Source organism: Bacillus infantis (assembly GCF_050107595.1).
GTDB lineage: Bacteria > Bacillota > Bacilli > Bacillales > Cytobacillaceae > Bacillus_AB > Bacillus_AB infantis_C.
The window spans coordinates 1-20,100 of record NZ_JBNILH010000020.1 but is presented as its reverse complement, the minus strand read 5'-3'; the positions used below and the strand labels follow the sequence as shown (position 1 = coordinate 20,100).

The window sequence follows — 20,100 nt, the reverse complement described above, 5'->3', positions numbered from 1 at the left end:
ATGAGTAGATGTGGACATCCACCAGTGCGGTTATATTTTTACTCAGTCACCAATTTCTGTAAGAGGTTGATTAGTGGGTTATAGCTCTTTTTTTCTCATTGTGTCCAGAAATATCCTTTCAAGTATATATACTCCAGATATAAAGGCATTTACCGTTTGGTAAACAACTATGAAATTCTAAGAAAACATGAGTAAATCGGCGTTTTAGCTTCTTTTATTGAGGGAGCATTCCTGTAATAAGTGAATCTCTGCTTATGGTAGAAGGGTAGCAGTTTTGTTTAAGAAAGAGATGAGAAACCTTCTTATAATGGTTTCGTAAATAGTAAAAGGAGCTAGACGATTAAGAATTAATTTATATTAGGAAATATCAAAAAGGGGAACTAAAAAAGAGGCGTGATACACGCCTCCAATCTTATCTATCAAAACGCGGTTTCTACTACACTTTTGGATTCAAAAGCATCCCTAATTGTTGGATACATAGCAGAAACAAGCCACTCTTTGGATGAAGCATCATACGTTAAAAAGACAGAAAAACGGTTATAGGACTCTTCAAGCGGTTTATCTTCGTTGAACCCTTTAATATATTCATTTCTTTTGTAATGGAATTCCACGGGTACAGAGATTGCGTATTCGCCTTCCTTATTAATTAAAGCCGGATCGGCAGTATTAATTCGAGTTCCCAAAGCTTCGCCTTTCCAGTAATGTTTTTGTTTAACATCGAATTGGATGTCTTTCGTAAGGTCTGTGATCATATTATGCGACGCAGCTGTTACTAATGAGGGATCCTGTTTGATTAGTGCTTCCATTTCCTGTTTCGCAAATGTATTAATAGATTCTATCAACTCTTTTTTTGTGGATTCATCTGAAAAAGGCTGAAATTTCATTTCTATTTTTTCAGTATTCTCCTCAAGAGTTAAAGGTTCGCTTTTTATGACTCCCCACGGAAGTTCGAACTCGCCATGCAGCTTTGTAGTTCCGTCTGAAGCAAACGGTCCGAAAAGGTTTTTCTTTTGATCTTTGGATATTTTCTGGCCGGTACTTTTACCGTTTGCAAATACTGTCGCATCCTCTAAGTCTGATTGTATCTCTACCTTCTTTCCGGCAAGATCCAAATCAACCTCGGCAAGAAAATCAGGGTCTCCGAACAGAGCAAGTTCTTTTTCTGAATTTACTTCTGTAAACTCATATCGTTTTTCCCCGGATACTATGTAATTGCCTGGTGCCAAATTATGTAATGTTGTTTCCTGGCTGCCGGATTTTGAGTCTAATACCTTCTTTCCATTTACCTTGACGACTGCATCGTTCTGATCAGTTGATACATTCAATGTGTATGTCCTTGCATAAATTTGATAGGACGCCAGCAATCCTTCTTTTTTTCTTAAGTAGAAATCTCCGGCGAGGAGAATTTCTGCTTCCGTAGTTCCTGGCTGGAAAATAGGGTTTACTCTTTTTGCTTCCAAGTCATCCTCCATAATAGCAGCCTGAGCCTTTAATATCTGCATACTTTCTATCAAGTACTGAGGTTCTTCCTTGGAATAGGATACTAATTGCTTGAGATTATCCTTTGACATATGTACGTCTTTTTCTGTGTTAACGATTTTTTTCAGAGCAGCTGTGTCTTCATTCATGATTGCCTGTTCAAAGTCCTTTATCAGTTCTTCCTCATTTGGTTTGGTTAAGAAATATACTAAAACCAGCAGAGCTGCAATGACAAAAGCTGCAGCGGCAATAACTTTCGTTTTATTTTTCTTTATAAGTGGATTTAACTGCATAATAGCCTCCTTGAGTATATAAAAAATTACCAATTTTTATCTTAACAATATTTGTATATAGAGGTAATAGGCTTTTAAGGTCTTTTTTTAGCTGGGGTTTCCCAACTATTTCCTTAGGTTATTTGAACTAAAGGGGATTAATTCCTATTTCTCCGAAAGAATTTCTAACTATCTAAGGAAGCCCTTTATAGTGCCGGCCAATTAGGGTGCTTGGGAACATACCAATCCTGAAGTTTTTGAAAAAAGATGGTGTATTTATACAGTTTTGTTTGTACGCCAATTTTGAAGTGGCTATTTACATTCGGGTTTGTCATTCCATGAATGTTTTTAGGCACCTTTTTGATAAACTTCTATTGAAGAAATAAGCGGGTAAATTTAAGAAGGAATAACAAATGATGGTGCGGAAATATTAAGGTAATTGAGGTATTTTAAGAATCATAATGCATTTTAATTACTTTCTGGGAGGTTATTATTTTGTCTCTAGCAACGATTGAGGATTTTCAGAAGCTGGATATCCGTATTGGTACTGTAATATGTGCTGAACCCTTTCCGGAGGCTCGTAAGCCAGCAATTAAGTTAGAAATTGATTTTGGTGAAGAATTAGGAATTAAACAATCTAGTGCACAGATCACAAAAAGGTATAATCCAGAGACAATATTAGGCTGTCAAGTAGCCGCAGTTGTAAATTTTCCCCCTCGGCGAATTGCAGGATTTAAATCTGAAGTATTAGTTATCGGGGGCGTTCCAGAAGATGGTGATGTAGTACTATTGAAGCCTGATGAGCCTGTAAAAAATGGTACACCGATTGCCTAAGTACAGGTCTGGTAATCTCCCAATCATCGAGTGAAGAAGATAGCTCGCCCTTTACTTTAGGTATGTAGCATTTCAGATTGTGAAGAAGTATGCCTCAAGTAAAGGGTGCCTATATTCCAGATTTCAGCTGCCAACCAGGCAGCTTTTCTTTATAACTAACGCGTTTGCGGAAGGATAATAAATCTTTTAAAGCGAAGCAAATATGTGGATCTCTTTAAACAGGAGGCATACTAAATGAATAAGATTATTGATGATATTAAGGTAGTGATTGGTGCAGGAGAATATATGAATAATCCCGGCTGGATACATACTCAAGAGGAAGAATTAAATTTATTAAATGAAAATACTTGGCAATGCAGATTTGAAAAAGACTCGGTAAAAGCTATATTAGCTGAACACGTTTGGGAGCATCTTACTTACGAAGAGGGTCTTAAGGCAGCAGAAATGGTTATTAAATACTTGAGGCCGTCCGGTTATATTCGCTGCGCTGTTCCTGATGGCAACTTTCCAGATGAACACTACCAAAAAATCGTTCAAGTTGGCGGACCTGGACCAAGCGACCACGCAGCAGCTAGCCATAAGATAGTCCATGATTTTCAATCATTGACGAAAATGTTTGAAACCGCTGGATATGAAGTGAAATTACTTGAGTATTGTGATGACGAAGGTAATTTTCATCAAAACTTTTGGGAGGGTGCCGATGGTGTTATCTTTCGTTCCAAAAAGTACGATCCCAGAAACCAAGGTGAAAAACTTGTATTTCCCTCGCTGATTATTGATGCTGTAAAGCCAAAATAGAAGATAAATAAATAAAATTTAGGGGGTGACGAGAATGAAATACTATCTTGAACAGATTGTCAAAGACCTAGTTACAAAGAACATAGAAAGGTATTGGGGGAATTTTGAAATTGTTGCTTACGCACTATTCGATAAAACCAATGTTTATCTGTTCAATCATCCTGAATTTGATAACGTTCATCCTCACTCATACAAGATTTTGAAATGGGATGAACAATTTGTTGGAACTTCAATAATCCTTTATGAAGGGTACCCTACCGCTATTGTCGATTTGGAAATGTACAAGGACTATGAAGGGCTTTATTCCATTTTAGTTCACGAATTATTCCATGGTTATCAGTATATAAAAGGGGAAAAGCGCTTTCCCGATGAAATAATGGGCGTTACATATCCCTTGATAAAAGAAAACGCAGAACTGCGATGTCGGGAAAGGAAAACTCTTTATAATGCATTGTTCGAAACGAATATCAGTAAAAAGAAACAATGTCTTAGTGATTTTATAACCATAAGGGAAAAAAGGGCAGAAGTAATAGAAGAGTATCTAATATATGAAAATTTGGTTGAAACTGTAGAAGGCCCTGCCTGGTATGTTGAAATAAAAGCTTATTTAGAAAAATCTCCGCTGGATAACGGTTTGGTTTTAAACAATTATGGAAATCACCTGATAGACACGGTGGCATCAACCTCAAATATAAGAAGGAGTTGTTACAGTTCTGGTTTGGTTTTGTGTTTGTTGTTCGATGAGTTTTCACCTAATTGGAAAGAAAGTTTCTTCGATACAGATGCAACAATTTATGATTTAATTAAAGACCTGAATATTGCACCACGAAATTTCCAAATTAAAAATGTAGAAATAAGGACGGAAACGGAGGAAGCATTTAATTTTGCTGTTGAATCAAGGAAGGAAGAAATTGAAGAATTTGAAGAACAGTCAGGAACCCGACTTGTGATCGAAGGAGAAATCACTTCGTTAACTTTTGACCCAATGAATATCATCTCTTTTGAGGGCAGGTTATTACATAAAAATTATATAAAAGTAAGGATAAATAACAAGGAATATCTTATCCAACAACCAGTCCTTGCTTATTGTGAGAATGGATTGAAACACATTAATAAGCTGCACCTCTATTTGAAGGACCAACCAATCGAAAGTGGCCAGTCGCTTACATTACCAGGTATTGGAGATATAAAGGGACGGTATACAAGACGAGAAGACTCAATCTATTTACTTGTTAATTAGCGCATTTTTAAGATTTCGGGTGAAGTGATTTATGGATGTAATCATCCATTTTTTTTAAAATGACCGGAGCAATATTAATTGAATTGTAACTATGTGAAGTTAATTCGTCTGTTTATTTACAAGGGGGGGTATCATATGAAATTGACGAAAATCTTATATTCTATAAGTATGTTGTTTATTTTCTTAGCTGGATGCAATAGCGGTTTTCTTGACAATCCAGTTAAAGGTAACCCGACTCCAAAAGATTTTCTTGAAAATGAAAGTGCTGATATATTTTTTCTTGATGGGATTGTTTATTCTAAAGCCCAGGATGTTGAATGGGTTTCTGATTTGGAATATCAATTAGGTGAACAAATCGGAGAAATAACTAAACAAACAGATAAGGCTCACAGTTTTAAAAACGGGACTGCAAATAAATTACCTGTTGGAACTAAAATATATGAAACAGATACTTCAGCATATATTGCAAAAGTAGATGGGAAGGAAATACCGTATTTAAAAATGATTGAAGGTTAAACATTGTTTGTGTTCCAGATCAGCTGCCAACCAGGCAGCTTTTTTATATAACTGATCGGGCAGTTCTAATCTTGCAACGTGAAAATTTTCCTGTTTAGCGGTTTGTTGAGAAACTCCATATAAAAACTGTAACCTTTCTTGCAGCTCAAACGATTAATATACGAAGACTAAACAAGGGGGGAATAATTTGGCCGGCAATGAGAGGTTGGAGGAGAGAATCGATCAGATTTATAAGAGCCATTATTTGGATGTATATCGTTTTCTTGTTTGCTTTACTGGGAACCAGAATGATGCCGAGGATTTAACTCAAGAGGTTTTTTTACGTGTCCTGAATACCATATCCAGAGTCAAAAATATTGACCATCAAAGAACTTGGATTTTCTCCATTGCAAAGCACGTTGCCATTGACAATTACAGGAAAAGAAGATTTTCTTCCCTTTTTACCGAGGGCTTCTTTAAACATCTTGTCTCGGCCGAAAAAGAACCGGGAGAACTAATTGAGGAAAACGAAATGAAAAGGATCGTTCACAGTGCTATATCAAAGCTAAAGCCAAAGTATAGGACTGTAGTGATCCTAAGAGGCATAAATGAATTTTCAATCCGGGAAACATCCGAGATCCTTCAATGCAGTGAGTCAAAGGTCAAAGTAGATTATCACAGGGCCTTAAAAATACTTAGAATGAAGTTAAATTGGGATACAGAGGAGGTCATCGGAAATGCAAACTGATAAAGACTTGTTCGACTTAATAAAGGAAACATACCCAATCAGCACAAGAGAGGAGTTTGTCTTAGAGACAGCCGATAAACTCAAAAAATCGGCCAGGCAGCTAAACAGAAGAAGCAGGCTCAAACAAGTTACAGTTGCTTCAACCAGTATTGCCATGTGTACATTAGCTCTTTCAGGGTTCTTCTTTTATGGCGGAAAAGATACTTTTTATAACAACTTTTCCACTCCTCAAAATGAAAATACAGCTTCCACAGCAGCTTTAAAAAACCAGGCTCCTTTAGTATATATCTACCATTCACACAATCAAGAATCTTTTGTATCAGCATCAGAATCATCAAGGAATAATTCAGATGACTTGTTTCACAAAGAAAAAAATATTTCATTAGTTGGTGAGCGATTAAGCCATGCACTTAAAAGCAATGGAATTCATTCTATCCACGATCATACCAATATCCAGGAGGAATTAGAAGGAAATAAACGCTCGTACAGCGAGGCATATCAAGTTTCCAGAAAACCACTTGAAGATGCTTTAGCAAATAATAAAACGCTAAAAATGGTCCTTGATATACACAGGGATACATTAAAGAGAAGCCAGTCAACGATTAGAATAGATGGAAAGGACTATCCTAAAATTGCATTTATTGTATCAAAATCCAGTGCTAAATATGAAGAGAATTTTAAATTTGCACAACTGCTGCATGAATATACTGAAGAAGAATACCCCAGCTTATCCAGGGGAGTCTTTACTAAAGAAACCCCTGCTGGAAGTACTTATAATCAAGATCTGTTTGGTAATTCTGTGCTGTTAGAAGTGGGAGGAAAGGAAAACACTTTGGAAGAGGAGTATCGAACTGTTGATGTTCTTTCAGAAATCATTAGTGAGATACTTGCCGACTGGAACGAATTAGAATAGGAGTAAAAGAATTGGTTATTTTATTGATGATATAAGATTCAATGTCAGCTGCCGAAACTCTGGCAGCTAATTTTCAGCTTGCCATGTGTTACAATAATTGTAATATTTTTGCAGGGAGCTGATCATAATCTTATCTGAACTATTATTAACTTTTATAGTAACTCTTGTGATTGTTGCTGCTATCAGCTTCGCAGTAGATACCTTTATTCCGGATAGAAATTCTGAAAGGCTCAAAAATTTTAGAGTCCTTTTTACGCAAACTTCAGTTATAACATTACTTCTTGTATTCATTCTTTAGGTCTCTTAACCAGATGGATGTTTATGCTGCCGAAAACAGGTGGCTTTTCTTTTTCTGCAAGGGAAAAAGTTATTAGAGAATTTACTTTTCCGCAGAGGATTTTTTATATAAAAGTTAAGGAGATTATTATTTGAAATCACTAGATATGGCTAAGTTAATTGATTTAGACAAGATCGCGAAGATTGATGAAGAAGTAATTGGCAACAACAGCAGATATGGATACATTAGGAAAGCCATTGAAGAAGAGAGAGGTATTGCTGCTAATGACAAAAATCTTATCGTAGGTTTTCTAATATTTGATACTCATTTCTTTGGCTGTAGTTTCATTTCACTGTTGATTGTTAAACCAAATGAAAGAAGAAAAGGTTATGCTGCATCGCTTATTGAGTATTTTATAAGCATATCGCCAACAAAGAAAGTTTTCTCTTCAACCAATAAATCAAATCAAAGTATGCAGGAAGTTTTTAAAAGAACTGGATTCATACATAGTGGGTTTATTGAAAATCTGGATGAAGGAGATCCTGAAATCGTTTACTTTAGATCTAAATAATTTTCTATTTAAATTAGGCTGTATAAACAGGGGCACACGAATGAGCCCCCTTTAGGTTTAAAAGGAAGGTGTTTTAATGAAAGATGTTCCTGAAATTCAAATATACTTAGGTTTCTTTATGGCTATCATTGCTTTCCTTCAGGTGTTGAACCACTGGGGGGAAAGAGTGGTTTTATCTATTTTCTTTTTAATTGGCGGAATGGGTGTATTAGTTCTTAACTTTGCTGCACTATATAAAAAGTTTAAAAATAATAGTAGCACTTTGCATAAAGAAGAGTAACTCAGTAAACGGGGCGTTTGTTCAAATACAGCATTAAAGTATAGGGCTGCTTTGTAAAAGAAAGGAGCAGAGTAAATTGAAACAAATATGGGAGAGATTTAAGACAGTAAAAGGCTCCTCGTTAATAGGAGTTTTCGCTAATAAGCTTGATACATACCTAGTCAATAAAGACCTTCTACTTCACTCTGTTGAACCTTTACTCTACATTAGAAAGGAAAATCCATCTGACATAAAGTATTGGAAAATAGACTGGATTGAAGACAGCAAAGGTGATGACTTTCTATTGCTTAAAGAACAGAACACCCCTGAACCAATTAAATATGAACTAATAGATGGACCGCATCAAAAACATATCATAATGGGTTCAAGCTTTTCGTTTCAACCAAATATAATAGCCAATGTAAGTGGACACGGTTTTAAGGATAATAATAATGAGATCTTATCTTCCGTTGTTTTAGAGCTTGAGCACATGTTCATTTCTATAAAAACAGGGCCCGTAATAGAAATTAGAATTACAAAAGAAGAACCTAGTGATTTAGGCAGCAGAATTTTTACAACTTGTTAGAGCCAAGGGGACAGGTACCTTGGCTCACTTTTGTGGCTGAGCCACGGGGTCTGTCCCCGTGGCATGCCTGACTCCACAAGTTAGAACTGTGGAGTCAGGCAGTTTATCTATGCGGGCACCCGGCATTTAATGAGAGGCTTTTGAAGAATACATTCCCACCATTTCATTTAAATAAGTCCGAAATTCTTCAACATAGTTTCTCGGCTCTGTTAATACGAGATTGGTTCCAAAGCTCGCTAAAAATTGGAAGCCAATACTGTTTTGTGGAACGTGGATAGTTGCTAATAAGTAATCAGAGTTATAGGCTTCAATGCTATTTCGGCCGTATCTTTCAATGAATTGATCTTTTATGCCAGGCGAAATCAGTGCCTTGACCGTGACTAGTTCCGGCTGGTAAATTGCCTCCTGCTCTTGTTCCAGGATCTCATCTCTTGTGCTAAACGTTTGTTCCTTCATCTCGAGATGATCCATCCGGGATAATTTGAACGTTCTATATCTCATGCGATGTAAACAGAATCCTTTCAGATACCAGCTCGTCTCACTAAAATGGAGCTGATGCGGCTCGACAGTTCTTTTCAGTGCGCTGCCATTTTTATCTACATATTCAAATAATACTAATCTTTTCTTTAATATTGCTTCCTGACATGTCTTCAAGGTTTGACGTATTTCAGACCGGCCCTCCCAATCATAAAAGGACAGTTGAATGGTATCTTTGGGTGATAATGAGTTAACCATTGATTCAATTTTTCTGATCGTTATTTCAACTTCTTCGGTCATTAGAATTTGTTCCAATCCTCCGAGTGCAGTCAATATATTTTCTAGATCTGAGCTGCTTAAAAGGCGTTTATCAACCTTGTATTCATCCATCATGCCGAAGCCGCCATGAACTCCATGGACCGAATAAATCGGGATATTTGATAAACTTAAGGTTTCCATATCGCGAAGTATCGTTCTTTTGGAAACATTAAATAATTGAGCAAATTCTTTGGTGGATACGATATCCTTTTTTAGTAAGATCATGATAATGGAAATTAAACGCTCAATTTTTCCCATAGGTGCCCCTTTTACAAATTAGTTTGAAATGATGACATACAGCTGTCACCTCTTGTTAATTATACTGAATTTATAACAAATAGGAGGTAATGATTTATGGCAGCTATTGCATATTTAAGTTTTGATGGAAACGCAGAACAAGTGATTGAATTTTACTCAAAGGCCTTAACCGCAATTGAAGTGAAGAAAGTTAAGTTTGGAGATATTCCACAAGATTCAAAATATCCATTGCCGGCAAACGAATTGAATATGATCATGGAGTCTTCCATAGAATTTGAAGGCGGGAAAATCATGATGTCAGACGTTTTGCCGTCAATGAAGAGGGTAACTGGCGAGCTGGTAAATGGGAATAATGTTTTGATTAGTCTGGTTATGGAGGATAAGAAAAAATTAGAAGGATACTTTCGACACTTGTCTGTTGGCGGCAATGTGGTCATGCCGCTGTCCAGAACCCCTTGGTCATCATGTTTTGGCATGCTGGTTGATAAATACGGAGTAAATTGGAAATTTAATAGTGACGCAGATCAGTTTCTTGATCATGTACTATCCAACAAACAATAGCTCATTCTGAGCGATGTTTTTACAGAGAAGGCCATTATTTTCAGGTTTGATTGATGAAAATAGTTTTTTCTCCTGGCAGTCAAAAGCTGGCGCTTAAACTATAAGGTACTTATCTTCAGATCAGTTGATAAAATAGGAAACCATTTCTTGTACCATAAAGGAGCATTTAAAGTTATTGGGAGAGCATTAAATTGTAGTGTTTAGATTAAAACGTTATCAAAATCTAATGGCTGGAACATTCCCCCTAATAATGTTCCAGCCTATTTTTGTAATATACTTGACTTCGTGTTAGCTTGTTTACCGTCTGAAAAGGCCGAAGAAGCCGATATTTGGCGCTGAGTTGACCGGTGAAATTGATGCGGTTGGCAAAGATGACGCGGTTTCAAGTAGTCGAAAGAGTATTCGGGTTAAGTGCAAAGACTTTTGGTGCTCAGGCAATACTAATGCCTTCACGAAGACACCCCGCTGGTGATCAAGTCATCCGAGATGTCCTATGAAGAAGCCGCCGCTGTCGTGACGGTGCAACTACCGCACTAATGCCTTTGCGATAACAGAGCTGCGGCGCAGACAAACTGTTCTGATTTATGGTGCATCTGGAGCGGTGGGGATTTCTGCGGTGCAGATTGCTAAATAACCTGGGCCAATGTCACGGGAGTATGCAGTACAGTAAATATAGATTTGGTAAAGTCGCACGGACCCGATCAGGTCATTGACTAACCCGGCAGGAATTTACAAAAAACGGTCACACCTATGGTGTCATTTTTGATGCAGTAGGAAAGCGTTCCTTCTCACAATATAAGCAATCCCTCAAGCATAAAGGTATCTATCTTCCACAGTACCCTCAATATCCATTCGAGCCAAGGGGACAGGTCCCTTGGCTCTTTTTAGAAACTAGGCCATGGGACCTGTCCCCCTGGCATATCCCAACAGGGGAAAGCCCTTTTTGGTTTTCCCTGGAAATAGTGTGGTAAATAATAAAGATTAACTAAAGCGGGGAGGCATTTTATGAGAGTCCTTGTGATTGGAACGGAAGACTTGACCGGGGAGCATGTGATCAAGCAGCTGTCGGACAAGCAGTATGAGGCCGTAGCATTGGTCGGCACAAAGAGTAAAGCAGAGGAAATGGGAAGGCTGGGTGCAAAGGATGTTTTTGTGCTGGAAAATGATGATTATGCCCAGGTCTTTTCAGCTTGTGATGCGGTCATTTATGTGGGCGATGCGAGTGCGCGGACGGGAGAAAGCAAGCCGATCCTGATAGACCATCAGTCGGTCATTGGTTCGGTCCAGGCTGCAAAGGATCAGGGAGTAAAGCGCTTTCTGCTGATGAGTGCGATGCGTGCGAATGAGACGGACACAGGCGGTTCAGGAACCGACGGGGCGAAAAATCAGCCGGAGGAGCTTTTAAGAAACGCCCAGTTAACTTATACCATAGTACGGACAGGCAAGCCTGTAGACAAGCCGGGGAAAGGGAAGATTAAAGCAGCACTTTCTCTTAAAAGCGAGGAAAGCGAAATGCCGAAAGAGGATATTGCGACTGTACTGGTCGAGGCACTGGAATTGGAGGAGGCTTACAACAGAACCATTGAAGTGTCTTCAGGAGAAACGCCGATCCGCGAGGCCTTGCAGCAGCTAGAAAACTAAAAACATACTTAACTATTTCATGAAAAGGGTGATAGGATGTCCAATATGAAAAAATACCTCCCAGCCGTTCTGAAGGGGACTGCGGCACTCGGGGCTGCGGCAGCTGCGACCTATTTCTACCGGAAGGATGATACACAGCAGCAGCATTCCATCCTGAGGAATTTCCCGCTCCTTGGCAGGGTCAGGTATATGACAGAGAGAATCGGTCCTGAGCTTAGGCAATACTTATTTGAAAGCAATAACGAAGGCACCCCTTTTTCCCGGAAAGAGTTCGAGGATATCGTCAAGGCGGGCAAGTATAAGGAGCGTCTGATTGGCTTCGGTTCGGAGCGGGATTTTTCAAAAAGCGGCTATTATATCCGCAACAGCATGTTTCCGAAGCAGCGGGAAGAATTGCGGATCGATAACAGCCAAAAGATCAATACAAAAGTTTATAAAGTGGATGAAGAAGGCCTTATGACAAGGAAGGAGCATCGGGAGGAAAGCCAGACAGATCCCTATTTTTTAACAGACGAAGATGCAGTCATCCTCGGCGAGCATACCTGCCGGCAGCCGTTCAAGCTGAAAGGGCTTGTCGGGCAGTCTGCGATGAGCTATGGCGCGCTTGGCGACCGGGCGATTACAGCTTTGTCTCAAGGGCTTGGCATTGCAGGCGGAACGTGGATGAATACCGGGGAAGGCGGCCTTTCTAAGTATCACTTAATCGGAAACCCGGACATTATGATGCAGATCGGGCCCGGACTGTTTGGTGTCCGGACGCCGGGCGGGGAGTTTTCATGGGATGAATTTGAGAAGAAGAGCAAGATCGAGCAGGTAAAGGCATTTGAAATCAAGCTGGCGCAGGGGGCAAAGATCCGCGGCGGGCATATCGAAGGGGAAAAGGTTAACGAAGAAATTGCGGCAATCCGCCTTGTGGAGCCTTGGCAGACCATCAACAGCCCCAACCGATTCTACGAGTTTAACAATTATGATGAGCTGTTCCAGTTCATTGAAAAGATGCGGGATAAAGGCGGAAAGCCGGTTGGCATCAAGATCGTGGTCGGAGACCTGGACTCTCTTGAACAAATGGCCCAGGTGATGAAGGAAACAGGGATGGGCCCTGATTTCATCACGGTTGACGGCGGTGAAGGCGGGACAGGAGCCACCTATCAGGAGCTTGCTGATGCAGTGGGGCTGCCTATTGGATCTGCACTGCCGGCTGTTGATGAAATGCTGGTTAAATATAAAGTCCGGGACAGGGTGAAGCTGATTGCGTCAGGCAAACTGATTACTCCGGATAAAATTGCGATTGCTCTCGCCATGGGAGCAGACCTCGTCAATATCGCCCGCGGATTCATGATCAGCGTCGGCTGCATCATGGCGGAGAAATGCCATACGAACCACTGTCCTGCAGGTGTCGCTACAACAGATCCAAAGCTCCAGGACGGACTTGTCATTGAGGAAAAACAATACCGGGTCGCCAATTATGTGGTTTCCCTGCGTGAAGGGCTGTTCAATCTGGCCGCAGCTGCAGGCCTCGACACCCCGACTAAATTCGAACGAAAGCATATTGTCTATAAAGACGAATGGGGAAGAGTATCGGCTGTCCAGGATATGATCCTTACACCGAAAAAGGTAGATGAAATACAGGAGAAGGAACAAGAGTGAGCCAGGGGGACAGACCCTCTGGCTCGTTTGAGCCAAGGGGTCTGTCCCCCTGGCTCATTTTGATATAATATAAAGTTATATACGTTATTGGCGGTGATTTGGAGAGTGAAGAGCATTAAGGTTAGTGATTTGGTTGAGAAGTTTTCATTGAAAGTGCTGGCCGGGAAGGATAATCTGGATAAGCTGATCACTCAGTCCAAGGTGCACAGGCCGGGCTTGGAGTTTGTGGGGCATTTTGACTTTTTCCCAACAGACCGGATTCAGATTTTGGGGAGGAAAGAGATTAACTTTTTACATAAGCAGACTGAAGAAGAACGGAAAATCAGAATCGGAAATATCGTCAACTATCATCCGCCGTGCTTTATTGTAACGACAGGTGATAAGGGGCTGACGTATTTAAGGCATTATTGCAATGAGTATGGCATCCCGCTGCTGACAACTGAAATTCCTGAAACGACTTCGGATTATATCTCTCAATTAGATGCTTATCTGGTGAAGGAGCTGGCAGAGGAAACCTATGTTCACGGTGTTTGTGTGAATGTGTTCGGAATGGGGATTCTGCTGCGGGGGAATTCGGGAGTGGGGAAGAGCGAAACAGCTCATACGCTGATTGGACGTGGACATCGGCTCGTGGCTGATGATATTGTCGTGCTGAAGAAGCTCAGCCCGCAGACCCTCCTGGGGACGCATGATGAAAAAACGAAAGAGTTTCTGGCTCTCCGGAGTGTAGGCCTGATCAATGTTGTACGCTCCTACGGACTGAAGGCATTCCAGAATGAAACGCGGATTTCACTGGATATTCAACTGACGAAATGGGAAAAGAATTCGTTGAACAATGATTTGGAGCATCAGCCTGATTTCACGGAATATCTGGGCGTCAAAGTGCCCTCAATGGAAATCCAGCTTCAGCCGGGACGCGACGTAGCCGGATTGATTGAGGCAGCTGCGAACAACTGGTATTTGCGGCAGCAAGGGTACAGCGCTGCGGCAGATTTCATGAGCAGGCTGGATGGTGAATTTTAATTGAAGGATGAAGGGCCTTGCGGGGCTCTTTTTTTTGTGATTTCTTTTCTGCAGCAGAATTAGAGTGGGGAAAATGAAACATTACAGCTTTAGTATCGTCTATAATAAAGATGAATTATTTGGAAATTTTGGCGGTTGGCAGAGGGAAGGGATACTTTTGAAGAGAGCAGCGGCATTCATCATCCTGATGCTGTTATTAGCAGGCTGCAGCAGCGTTCAGCATAATACAGAATTAGAAAAGTCCATTTCCGATATCGTAGAAAATAAGGATAATAATGAGATAGCTCTTGACTCACTGGCCAGTTTCGATTGGGAAAAGGCATATTTATTCACGCCTTATAGCCCTCAGGATTCTATAGAGGAACAATTGGGTGTTTCTTTTAACGATCCCAGCAGCATTGACTTTAGAGAAGATATTTATCTGCTGGTCTTCATGAATGAGGGTGAAGTTGTGCAGTATGCCGAAGTGGAAAGGCATGGATCCGACTTTACGATCGGAGAAGGGGAGTTTTTGACGCCTGCTGAGGATGTTATCACGATCGAAAGACCATAAATATAACATCATAGTTAAAATCGAAAATACAAAGCTGGTATAAAGTGATCCAGGCAATGCTGAAAAAATTAAAAGATAGAACTGCTGAATGTTCAGTCCTAAGGCAATTTTTTTCAACATCAGCAGATCAGGAAGCATTGCTTCAGGGGGAATGTGAATTGAGATTCTTTTTGGCTGTTCCATTATTAATAATCGGGAGTTTTTTAATAAGTATAACCGTAGACAGCTTAGGCAGCACCGGCAATACTATCATGCATATGATTGGTGTGGCCATTAATTTATTTGCTGTTTTTTATATATGGAAAAAGAAAGACTGATGAGTAATAAGATAAAGGCGAAGCTGGAGGGGAAGGATGATAAGGAACAATATTCGGGCCATTGCGATCTGTGTGTTCAGGAAAGATGACTCTATACTTGTGGCTGAGGGATTCGACAAAGTTAAGCAAGACTATTTCTACCGTCCGATTGGCGGGGGAATCGAGTTTGGCGAAAAAAGCACTGAAGCGCTGGAAAGAGAAGTGCTGGAGGAAATCGGGGAAAGCATTACAAACCTGATTCATTTAGGCACCATTGAAAATATTTTTACCTATAACGGGGTTCCCCGGCATGAAATAGTTTTTATTTATGATGGGGAATTCTCTGACCAATCTATCTATCAGAAATCTCCTTTCCAGGGACTGGAGGATAATGGGGAGTCGTTCAGATTAATGTGGAAACCTATAAGCGATTTTCAAAATAAAGGCTTAAGGCTGGTTCCAGAGGAATTATTATCACTGATTCAATAGACAGGGGGAGTAAGGTTGAAAAAAATAGTCTTGTTCTTTTTTGCCTTGATGTTCTTAGCTGCCTGTTCAAAAGAAGTGAACACTTTTGACTACCGATTTGCTGGGGAAAGCGAGCACTGGGAAGCCGAGTACGTGTTTAAAGGGACAGAGGAGTGGGGCGAAAAAAATGGAAGGCGCACATACTCTAATGAAAATAGTGATGAATTTTTTCTGGAGTATAAAGGGCCTTTAGAAGAGCTTTCATCCCTGAAAAACCTTGAGTACTCTTATGAAACTTCAGCAGGGAGCGGAGGCGGCACAAGAGAATTTGATGCACCCCGACAGAAAAGGTTTTTAAAAGCGGCGTATCTTCAGAGAATACCGGCACAGTGAATGAGGATGATATTATCAAAGTTTATGTAAAATGGGATGATGCCGAGGAGACTTTTGAATTGCACAGGGAAAAGCAGTAGACTTTTAAACTTGTAAAAGTGAGGTTATAGTTAATGACTGTGAAAAAGCGTTTCTTCATTGGAATGGCCATTGCGGCGGTTTTCTCCTTCATTTGGCTTCTGCCTGCACGGGGGAGCGAGGGACAAATTGCTAATGAAATTGCGAAAAAAACTTCTGATGTAAGGATAGATCATATAGAAGTGATCGATAACAACCTATCCGTTGCTTTCCTGCACACTGCAGCAGGCGAGGAAAGGGAAATGTATTTGGAAAGGTCATTATTTTCATGGGAGGCCAAAAAAGATTTTGCCTTTATACCGGAAGGAATACATGAACCGATTCATCTTGCCTTCTTCAATTCGCCATTCACAGGCGAAGAAGAATACAACGCTGTGATTCTCAGGGTATTTGATAAAGAGATAGACCGTGTTGAAATTGTAAAAGGAGATCAAACCATCCACAGCTTCAAGCTTCTGACTAAGACTGCGGATGAAAGGTTCGGACTATTCAGAACGGATAATGAGGAAATCTACGATGCTGAATATATTGCTTACAATGCAGAAGGTGAAGTGGTTTTTAAGAACAAGTTATCTTAAAGATCTGTCCCTTTGTCCAAAAAGGAGGATGGCATTATTCAAGATGCTTACTTTTGGAGAAAAAATCGAGAAAATAGAATATACCAGCAGGCCGGCTGTTTACGGGCTGTTCTTTCATCCGGAGAATGGGAAAGTCGCTGTCATACAGACGGGTGATGGAAAGTCTTTTCTTCCCGGCGGAGGAATTGAGGCCGGGGAGACGCATGAAGAATGCATGAAAAGAGAGGCTCTTGAAGAAATGGGGACCGAAATTGAACTCGGTCCTTTTCTGGGGCAGGCAAGAAGGTATTTTTACTCTACCAATGAATACATATACTATTTGAGCGAAGGATATTTCTACTTATGTGAGATCGTCAGGCAAATAAGCCTGCCGCTGGATCCCTTGGATGCTGAAGCAGGTCTGTTCCCTGAGCACCAGGGGTGGGCAGTGAAGGAAGCGTGGGAGAAAGTACAATGCCTAAGTAAGGGGGAGAGCAAATGATTTACCGCAGAAAAAGCTATAAAGTGGATGAAAGCATCATAAAAGATTTTAATCGTCATTTTAATCAAACTCTGCTGCCAACACAGCTGAAATATGGAGCAAGGCTGGTTGGAAGATGGATGGCGCAGCCCGCAGAAGGGGCAGTCGAAATCTTTGCGATATGGCAATACGATAGCCGTGAAGAATATGAAAATATTGAAAACAAAGTGAGAAATGATATGGAGCACGTCCAGCGTGTGCAGAATTGGTTTGAGAAAATGGGCGGAAGGGAGAATCTGGGCAAGTTCTTCTTTCAGGTGAACGAAGACTTTTTAGAGACTACGGTACCTGAAGGCAATACGATTCTTTCATTCTAGTGAAAAATGATCAAGGACCAGTTGCGAGGAGAAAATGACAGTGAAATCAAAAGTAGAAAATGTTATCAGGGATTTAATCGACAATAGGATTATTAATTTAAACGAACCAGATATAAACATGCTGAAAGGAACAACTGAAGGGCTTGTGTATACATTATCTGAAAATGCTATGCCGAAGTATGTGATAAAGTATGACCATCCGCAGGAGATTGAATTTGTGGAACGATTTCTTCACAGCTGCCGGAATGTCAGCCTTCTGCCTGAATGGCTCTATACAGATCCTCAAAAAGAGTTTATCGTCTATTCTTTTATAACGGGAACCACGCATTATAACCGCGGTTTGAAGAAGGACTGGATGAGAACCCTGGTGAAGGAAGTATTGAATCATTATGAAGAATGCCTTCCTGAAGAAGCTTGGGGCAGGCTGGGTCAACCAAGGAAATCGTGGCATGAGTTCAACAGCATCAGTGTTGAACTTGCGCATGAAGATTTAAGCGGCTTGCTCCCGGAGGAAGATTATTTTAAAGTAAAATCCATAGTCGAGCGGATAAGCAGTTCCGGGAAAGAAAAAAAGTACCTGCTTCACGGAGACACAGGAGTCCATAATTTTGTTTTTAATCACAGGGCCCTGACTGGAGTCATTGACCCTTCCCCGATTATTGGGCCAGTGATTTATGACTTCACCTATGCCTTCTGTTCATCTCCTGATGATTTAAATATAGAAACATTGCTTTCTTCATTCTCGCTGCTGGAGCACGTACCAATGGACAATTCTCAGCTCATAGATGAAGTAGTGGTGCAATTATATACGCGCCTCGGCATTTGTGTAAGAGTCCATCCTCAGGATTTAGAAGGATATCTTAAAGCCTGGAAATACTGGAAATCCTTGCTTTCCTCTTGATTTGGAGGAATAGGAGGCTCGTCCAAGCAGCTCAAAGTACCTGTCCATATTGCAAAAAAGGAGGGAGAAGCAAGTTGTTCCGGAACCTAATCCTCTTAATTGGTTCAGCGCTTTTCACAGCTGCGGGGTGCACTAACGGAGGAGAAAGCACCGCAGTTTCCATTGACAGCATTGATGCCGAAGAGGTTTTGAGGCTGGATCCTGATGCTGATATTTTTCAGTATGATGCTGTCATCTACAAAACGAATATAGTTTGGGTCGATGAATTGTCTTTAAAAAAGGACGCTCAAATTGGTGAGATACAATCCAAAAATGAGAACGATACAGATTTTGAAAATGGAATGTCGAATAAGCTGCCTGTCGGTGCGAAGATTTTCAAAACTAATCAAAGCGGGATTTTAATTGTAGAGACCGGGGGAGAGAGTTTGAAGTATCTTGCAATCGTCGAGGGATGAGCCTTGCCCAGTTGACAGCTGGTAAAAATGGATAAATACAGTTCATAGAATGGAAAATATGTAAATTATGGTATAATGCTAAGAGGTATTTAATATTTGATTAGGAGAAAAAACTTGAGCGAAATTGAGTGTTATACATTTGAAAATGAAATAGAAGCTGATATACATTTAGTATTTGAATGCTTAAATCGAGATAAGCATGTTTTAAAGTGGAATACGCAGCTGATAGAGAATATCTATGAAGGCAGTGAAAGTGACATGAAAGAAGGTTCTGCTTTCATTACGAGACAAAAAATAGACAAGAAAGTTTATGAGCTAAAAGGCATTTATTCAAAATATAATCCGCCATATCATGCCATTGTTGAAACTGAAACTAAAGAAGGCAAAAGTAAGACAGAGTATACTTTGAAAGAATACTCTGAGGGTACCTTATTTACTGTAAGAGTAACCTTAGTGCCTTCTAATTGGTTCTATAAAACAGCAGCAAAATTGTTGAAATGGTCCTTTAAATTTATTTATGATGACCAATTTAAGAGATTTATTGAGTATGTTTATCAGGTTGAATATGACAGGGATGTTAAAAGAGTATCTAATCATAAATATTAGATGCTTTTCTTTTGTCTAAAATAATTATATAGATTAAAGGATGAAGAAATGAAATATTTGGTTGATGACGATCATTGGGATGTATTGGGCTATAGCAAAGAATTAAGGAAACTATTGCCCAGATTTAATAAAGAAACAGCAGCTTTCCTGATGAATCATTCTTTTCATGATGGAAAGGTTGTTTCACTTACGGTCTTAAATAAAGAGAACGGAATAACAAAGGATCCGACCACAATTCTGATGGTTATTAAGCAGTATGATGAGACTGCAGGTACCTATGAAATTCAATGGCAGAATGTCCGCAAGTTTTTCATGGATTATGACATCACGCGGAATGTTTATGGCAACAATCCCAAAAAGATTGTATTTGGCGGCAGAAATGGACTTGATGAATGGGGATATGATGAAATCTGTAATCGTCAACCCAAAAGTTGACCATGTCGCTCATGTAAAAGTTGACCACCCTCTTGTTATTTCGAGTATGTCTCTTTGAGACGATAGCTTTCTCCATTCATAGGGATGATATGGGCCTTGTGGG

Annotated in this window: 27 protein-coding genes; 24 read left to right on the top strand and 3 right to left on the bottom strand. The window is 40.1% G+C overall.

Annotated elements, in window-relative coordinates; genetic code table 11:
* Positions 1-419: 419 nt before the first annotated feature.
* On the bottom strand, positions 420-1,772 hold the full coding sequence (locus ACQCVH_RS25050) for a TcaA 3rd/4th domain-containing protein (RefSeq protein ID WP_426838362.1): 1,353 nt from the start codon (positions 1,770-1,772) through the stop codon (positions 420-422).
* A 474-nt stretch (positions 1,773-2,246) separates the two neighbouring features.
* Between ACQCVH_RS25050 and csaA the strand changes: the two genes are divergently transcribed.
* From csaA to ACQCVH_RS25020, 6 genes are all read left to right on the top strand, one after another.
* Positions 2,247-2,585, top strand: a complete 339-nt coding sequence (csaA, locus tag ACQCVH_RS25045; protein WP_426838360.1) for a chaperone CsaA — start codon at positions 2,247-2,249, stop codon at positions 2,583-2,585.
* A gap of 234 nt (positions 2,586-2,819) precedes the next feature.
* Positions 2,820-3,383 (top strand): class I SAM-dependent methyltransferase, encoded by a 564-nt coding sequence (locus ACQCVH_RS25040; protein WP_426838359.1) that lies wholly within the window; start codon positions 2,820-2,822, stop codon positions 3,381-3,383.
* A 34-nt stretch (positions 3,384-3,417) separates the two neighbouring features.
* Complete coding sequence (locus tag ACQCVH_RS25035; protein ID WP_426838357.1) at positions 3,418-4,623, top strand: hypothetical protein; 1,206 nt, start codon at positions 3,418-3,420, stop codon at positions 4,621-4,623.
* Between the two features lie 135 nt (positions 4,624-4,758).
* The gene (locus ACQCVH_RS25030) at positions 4,759-5,139 is read left to right on the top strand and encodes a hypothetical protein (protein ID WP_426838355.1); all 381 of its coding nucleotides are present in this window, start codon (positions 4,759-4,761) and stop codon (positions 5,137-5,139) included.
* A gap of 187 nt (positions 5,140-5,326) precedes the next feature.
* On the top strand, positions 5,327-5,866 hold the full coding sequence (locus tag ACQCVH_RS25025; protein ID WP_426838353.1) for an RNA polymerase sigma factor: 540 nt from the start codon (positions 5,327-5,329) through the stop codon (positions 5,864-5,866).
* Positions 5,856-6,779: a stage II sporulation protein P gene (locus ACQCVH_RS25020; RefSeq protein WP_426838351.1), complete on the top strand. Its 924-nt coding sequence runs from the start codon at positions 5,856-5,858 to the stop codon at positions 6,777-6,779. Before ACQCVH_RS25025 ends, ACQCVH_RS25020 begins: the two co-directional genes overlap by 11 nt.
* A 66-nt stretch (positions 6,780-6,845) precedes the next feature.
* Here the strand turns inward: ACQCVH_RS25020 and ACQCVH_RS25015 are convergent, their stop codons facing one another.
* A complete protein-coding gene (locus tag ACQCVH_RS25015; RefSeq protein ID WP_426838349.1) occupies positions 6,846-7,070 on the bottom strand; it encodes a hypothetical protein in 225 nt (74 codons plus the stop codon).
* Between the two features lie 137 nt (positions 7,071-7,207).
* Here ACQCVH_RS25015 and ACQCVH_RS25010 point away from each other — a divergent pair, with 137 nt between their 5' ends.
* The 3 genes from ACQCVH_RS25010 (at position 7,208) to ACQCVH_RS25000 (ending at position 8,472) form a co-directional block, all read left to right on the top strand.
* Complete coding sequence (locus ACQCVH_RS25010; RefSeq protein ID WP_426838347.1) at positions 7,208-7,627, top strand: GNAT family N-acetyltransferase; 420 nt, start codon at positions 7,208-7,210, stop codon at positions 7,625-7,627.
* 76 nt (positions 7,628-7,703) lie between these two features.
* On the top strand, positions 7,704-7,907 hold the full coding sequence (locus ACQCVH_RS25005; protein ID WP_426838346.1) for a hypothetical protein: 204 nt from the start codon (positions 7,704-7,706) through the stop codon (positions 7,905-7,907).
* A gap of 76 nt (positions 7,908-7,983) precedes the next feature.
* On the top strand, positions 7,984-8,472 hold the full coding sequence (locus ACQCVH_RS25000) for a hypothetical protein (RefSeq protein ID WP_426838344.1): 489 nt from the start codon (positions 7,984-7,986) through the stop codon (positions 8,470-8,472).
* A gap of 126 nt (positions 8,473-8,598) precedes the next feature.
* Here ACQCVH_RS25000 and ACQCVH_RS24995 read toward each other — a convergent pair whose 3' ends face one another.
* Positions 8,599-9,525, bottom strand: a complete 927-nt coding sequence (locus ACQCVH_RS24995; RefSeq protein ID WP_426838342.1) for a helix-turn-helix transcriptional regulator — start codon at positions 9,523-9,525, stop codon at positions 8,599-8,601.
* Positions 9,526-9,621: 96 nt separating this feature from the next.
* On the opposite strand from ACQCVH_RS24995, the gene ACQCVH_RS24990 reads away from it, so the two are divergent.
* The 15 genes from ACQCVH_RS24990 (at position 9,622) to ACQCVH_RS24920 (ending at position 19,997) form a co-directional block, all read left to right on the top strand.
* Positions 9,622-10,086 (top strand): VOC family protein, encoded by a 465-nt coding sequence (locus ACQCVH_RS24990; protein WP_426838340.1) that lies wholly within the window; start codon positions 9,622-9,624, stop codon positions 10,084-10,086.
* 1,005 nt (positions 10,087-11,091) lie between these two features.
* Complete coding sequence (locus ACQCVH_RS24985) at positions 11,092-11,727, top strand: NAD(P)H-binding protein (protein ID WP_426838338.1); 636 nt, start codon at positions 11,092-11,094, stop codon at positions 11,725-11,727.
* 36 nt (positions 11,728-11,763) lie between these two features.
* Complete coding sequence (locus ACQCVH_RS24980) at positions 11,764-13,374, top strand: FMN-binding glutamate synthase family protein (RefSeq protein WP_426838336.1); 1,611 nt, start codon at positions 11,764-11,766, stop codon at positions 13,372-13,374.
* A 105-nt stretch (positions 13,375-13,479) separates the two neighbouring features.
* Positions 13,480-14,397 (top strand): HPr(Ser) kinase/phosphatase, encoded by a 918-nt coding sequence (gene hprK, locus ACQCVH_RS24975; protein WP_426838335.1) that lies wholly within the window; start codon positions 13,480-13,482, stop codon positions 14,395-14,397.
* A 73-nt stretch (positions 14,398-14,470) separates the two neighbouring features.
* Complete coding sequence (locus ACQCVH_RS24970) at positions 14,471-14,950, top strand: outer membrane protein assembly factor BamD (RefSeq protein ID WP_426838363.1); 480 nt, start codon at positions 14,471-14,473, stop codon at positions 14,948-14,950.
* Positions 14,951-14,994: 44 nt separating this feature from the next.
* Positions 14,995-15,267: a hypothetical protein gene (locus ACQCVH_RS24965; protein ID WP_426838333.1), complete on the top strand. Its 273-nt coding sequence runs from the start codon at positions 14,995-14,997 to the stop codon at positions 15,265-15,267.
* 36 nt (positions 15,268-15,303) lie between these two features.
* Complete coding sequence (locus ACQCVH_RS24960) at positions 15,304-15,735, top strand: NUDIX hydrolase (protein ID WP_426838332.1); 432 nt, start codon at positions 15,304-15,306, stop codon at positions 15,733-15,735.
* Positions 15,736-15,750: 15 nt separating this feature from the next.
* On the top strand, positions 15,751-16,107 hold the full coding sequence (locus ACQCVH_RS24955) for a membrane lipoprotein lipid attachment site-containing protein (protein WP_426838331.1): 357 nt from the start codon (positions 15,751-15,753) through the stop codon (positions 16,105-16,107).
* A 113-nt stretch (positions 16,108-16,220) separates the two neighbouring features.
* Positions 16,221-16,763, top strand: a complete 543-nt coding sequence (locus ACQCVH_RS24950) for a hypothetical protein (protein WP_426838329.1) — start codon at positions 16,221-16,223, stop codon at positions 16,761-16,763.
* A gap of 28 nt (positions 16,764-16,791) precedes the next feature.
* The gene (locus ACQCVH_RS24945) at positions 16,792-17,244 is read left to right on the top strand and encodes an NUDIX hydrolase (protein WP_426838328.1); all 453 of its coding nucleotides are present in this window, start codon (positions 16,792-16,794) and stop codon (positions 17,242-17,244) included.
* A complete protein-coding gene (locus ACQCVH_RS24940) occupies positions 17,241-17,600 on the top strand; it encodes an NIPSNAP family protein (protein WP_426838327.1) in 360 nt (119 codons plus the stop codon). The genes ACQCVH_RS24945 and ACQCVH_RS24940 overlap by 4 nt, the downstream gene beginning before the upstream one ends.
* A 34-nt stretch (positions 17,601-17,634) precedes the next feature.
* A complete protein-coding gene (locus ACQCVH_RS24935) occupies positions 17,635-18,501 on the top strand; it encodes a phosphotransferase (RefSeq protein WP_426838325.1) in 867 nt (288 codons plus the stop codon).
* A gap of 74 nt (positions 18,502-18,575) precedes the next feature.
* Positions 18,576-18,956 (top strand): hypothetical protein, encoded by a 381-nt coding sequence (locus ACQCVH_RS24930; RefSeq protein ID WP_426838323.1) that lies wholly within the window; start codon positions 18,576-18,578, stop codon positions 18,954-18,956.
* Positions 18,957-19,070: 114 nt separating this feature from the next.
* Complete coding sequence (locus ACQCVH_RS24925) at positions 19,071-19,562, top strand: SRPBCC family protein (RefSeq protein ID WP_426838322.1); 492 nt, start codon at positions 19,071-19,073, stop codon at positions 19,560-19,562.
* A gap of 48 nt (positions 19,563-19,610) precedes the next feature.
* Positions 19,611-19,997 (top strand): hypothetical protein, encoded by a 387-nt coding sequence (locus ACQCVH_RS24920; protein WP_426838320.1) that lies wholly within the window; start codon positions 19,611-19,613, stop codon positions 19,995-19,997.
* Positions 19,998-20,100: the final 103 nt, after the last annotated feature.

Excerpts from the sequence above, each read along its gene's own strand:
- ACQCVH_RS25050 (WP_426838362.1), bottom strand. The coding sequence starts at position 1,772 with ATGCAGTTAAATCCACTTATAAAGAAAAATAAAACGAAAGTTATTGCC.
- ACQCVH_RS25040 (WP_426838359.1), top strand. The coding sequence starts at position 2,820 with ATGAATAAGATTATTGATGATATTAAGGTAGTGATTGGTGCAGGAGAA.
- ACQCVH_RS25035 (WP_426838357.1), top strand. The coding sequence starts at position 3,418 with ATGAAATACTATCTTGAACAGATTGTCAAAGACCTAGTTACAAAGAAC.
- ACQCVH_RS25030 (WP_426838355.1), top strand. The coding sequence starts at position 4,759 with ATGAAATTGACGAAAATCTTATATTCTATAAGTATGTTGTTTATTTTC.
- ACQCVH_RS25020 (WP_426838351.1), top strand. The coding sequence starts at position 5,856 with ATGCAAACTGATAAAGACTTGTTCGACTTAATAAAGGAAACATACCCA.
- ACQCVH_RS25015 (WP_426838349.1), bottom strand. The coding sequence starts at position 7,070 with ATGAATACAAGAAGTAATGTTATAACTGAAGTTTGCGTAAAAAGGACT.
- ACQCVH_RS25005 (WP_426838346.1), top strand. The coding sequence starts at position 7,704 with ATGAAAGATGTTCCTGAAATTCAAATATACTTAGGTTTCTTTATGGCT.
- ACQCVH_RS24995 (WP_426838342.1), bottom strand. The coding sequence starts at position 9,525 with ATGGGAAAAATTGAGCGTTTAATTTCCATTATCATGATCTTACTAAAA.
- ACQCVH_RS24990 (WP_426838340.1), top strand. The coding sequence starts at position 9,622 with ATGGCAGCTATTGCATATTTAAGTTTTGATGGAAACGCAGAACAAGTG.
- ACQCVH_RS24985 (WP_426838338.1), top strand. The coding sequence starts at position 11,092 with ATGAGAGTCCTTGTGATTGGAACGGAAGACTTGACCGGGGAGCATGTG.
- ACQCVH_RS24980 (WP_426838336.1), top strand. The coding sequence starts at position 11,764 with ATGTCCAATATGAAAAAATACCTCCCAGCCGTTCTGAAGGGGACTGCG.
- ACQCVH_RS24970 (WP_426838363.1), top strand. The coding sequence starts at position 14,471 with ATGAAACATTACAGCTTTAGTATCGTCTATAATAAAGATGAATTATTT.
- ACQCVH_RS24960 (WP_426838332.1), top strand. The coding sequence starts at position 15,304 with ATGATAAGGAACAATATTCGGGCCATTGCGATCTGTGTGTTCAGGAAA.
- ACQCVH_RS24950 (WP_426838329.1), top strand. The coding sequence starts at position 16,221 with ATGACTGTGAAAAAGCGTTTCTTCATTGGAATGGCCATTGCGGCGGTT.
- ACQCVH_RS24945 (WP_426838328.1), top strand. The coding sequence starts at position 16,792 with ATGGCATTATTCAAGATGCTTACTTTTGGAGAAAAAATCGAGAAAATA.
- ACQCVH_RS24940 (WP_426838327.1), top strand. The coding sequence starts at position 17,241 with ATGATTTACCGCAGAAAAAGCTATAAAGTGGATGAAAGCATCATAAAA.
- ACQCVH_RS24935 (WP_426838325.1), top strand. The coding sequence starts at position 17,635 with ATGACAGTGAAATCAAAAGTAGAAAATGTTATCAGGGATTTAATCGAC.
- ACQCVH_RS24920 (WP_426838320.1), top strand. The coding sequence starts at position 19,611 with ATGAAATATTTGGTTGATGACGATCATTGGGATGTATTGGGCTATAGC.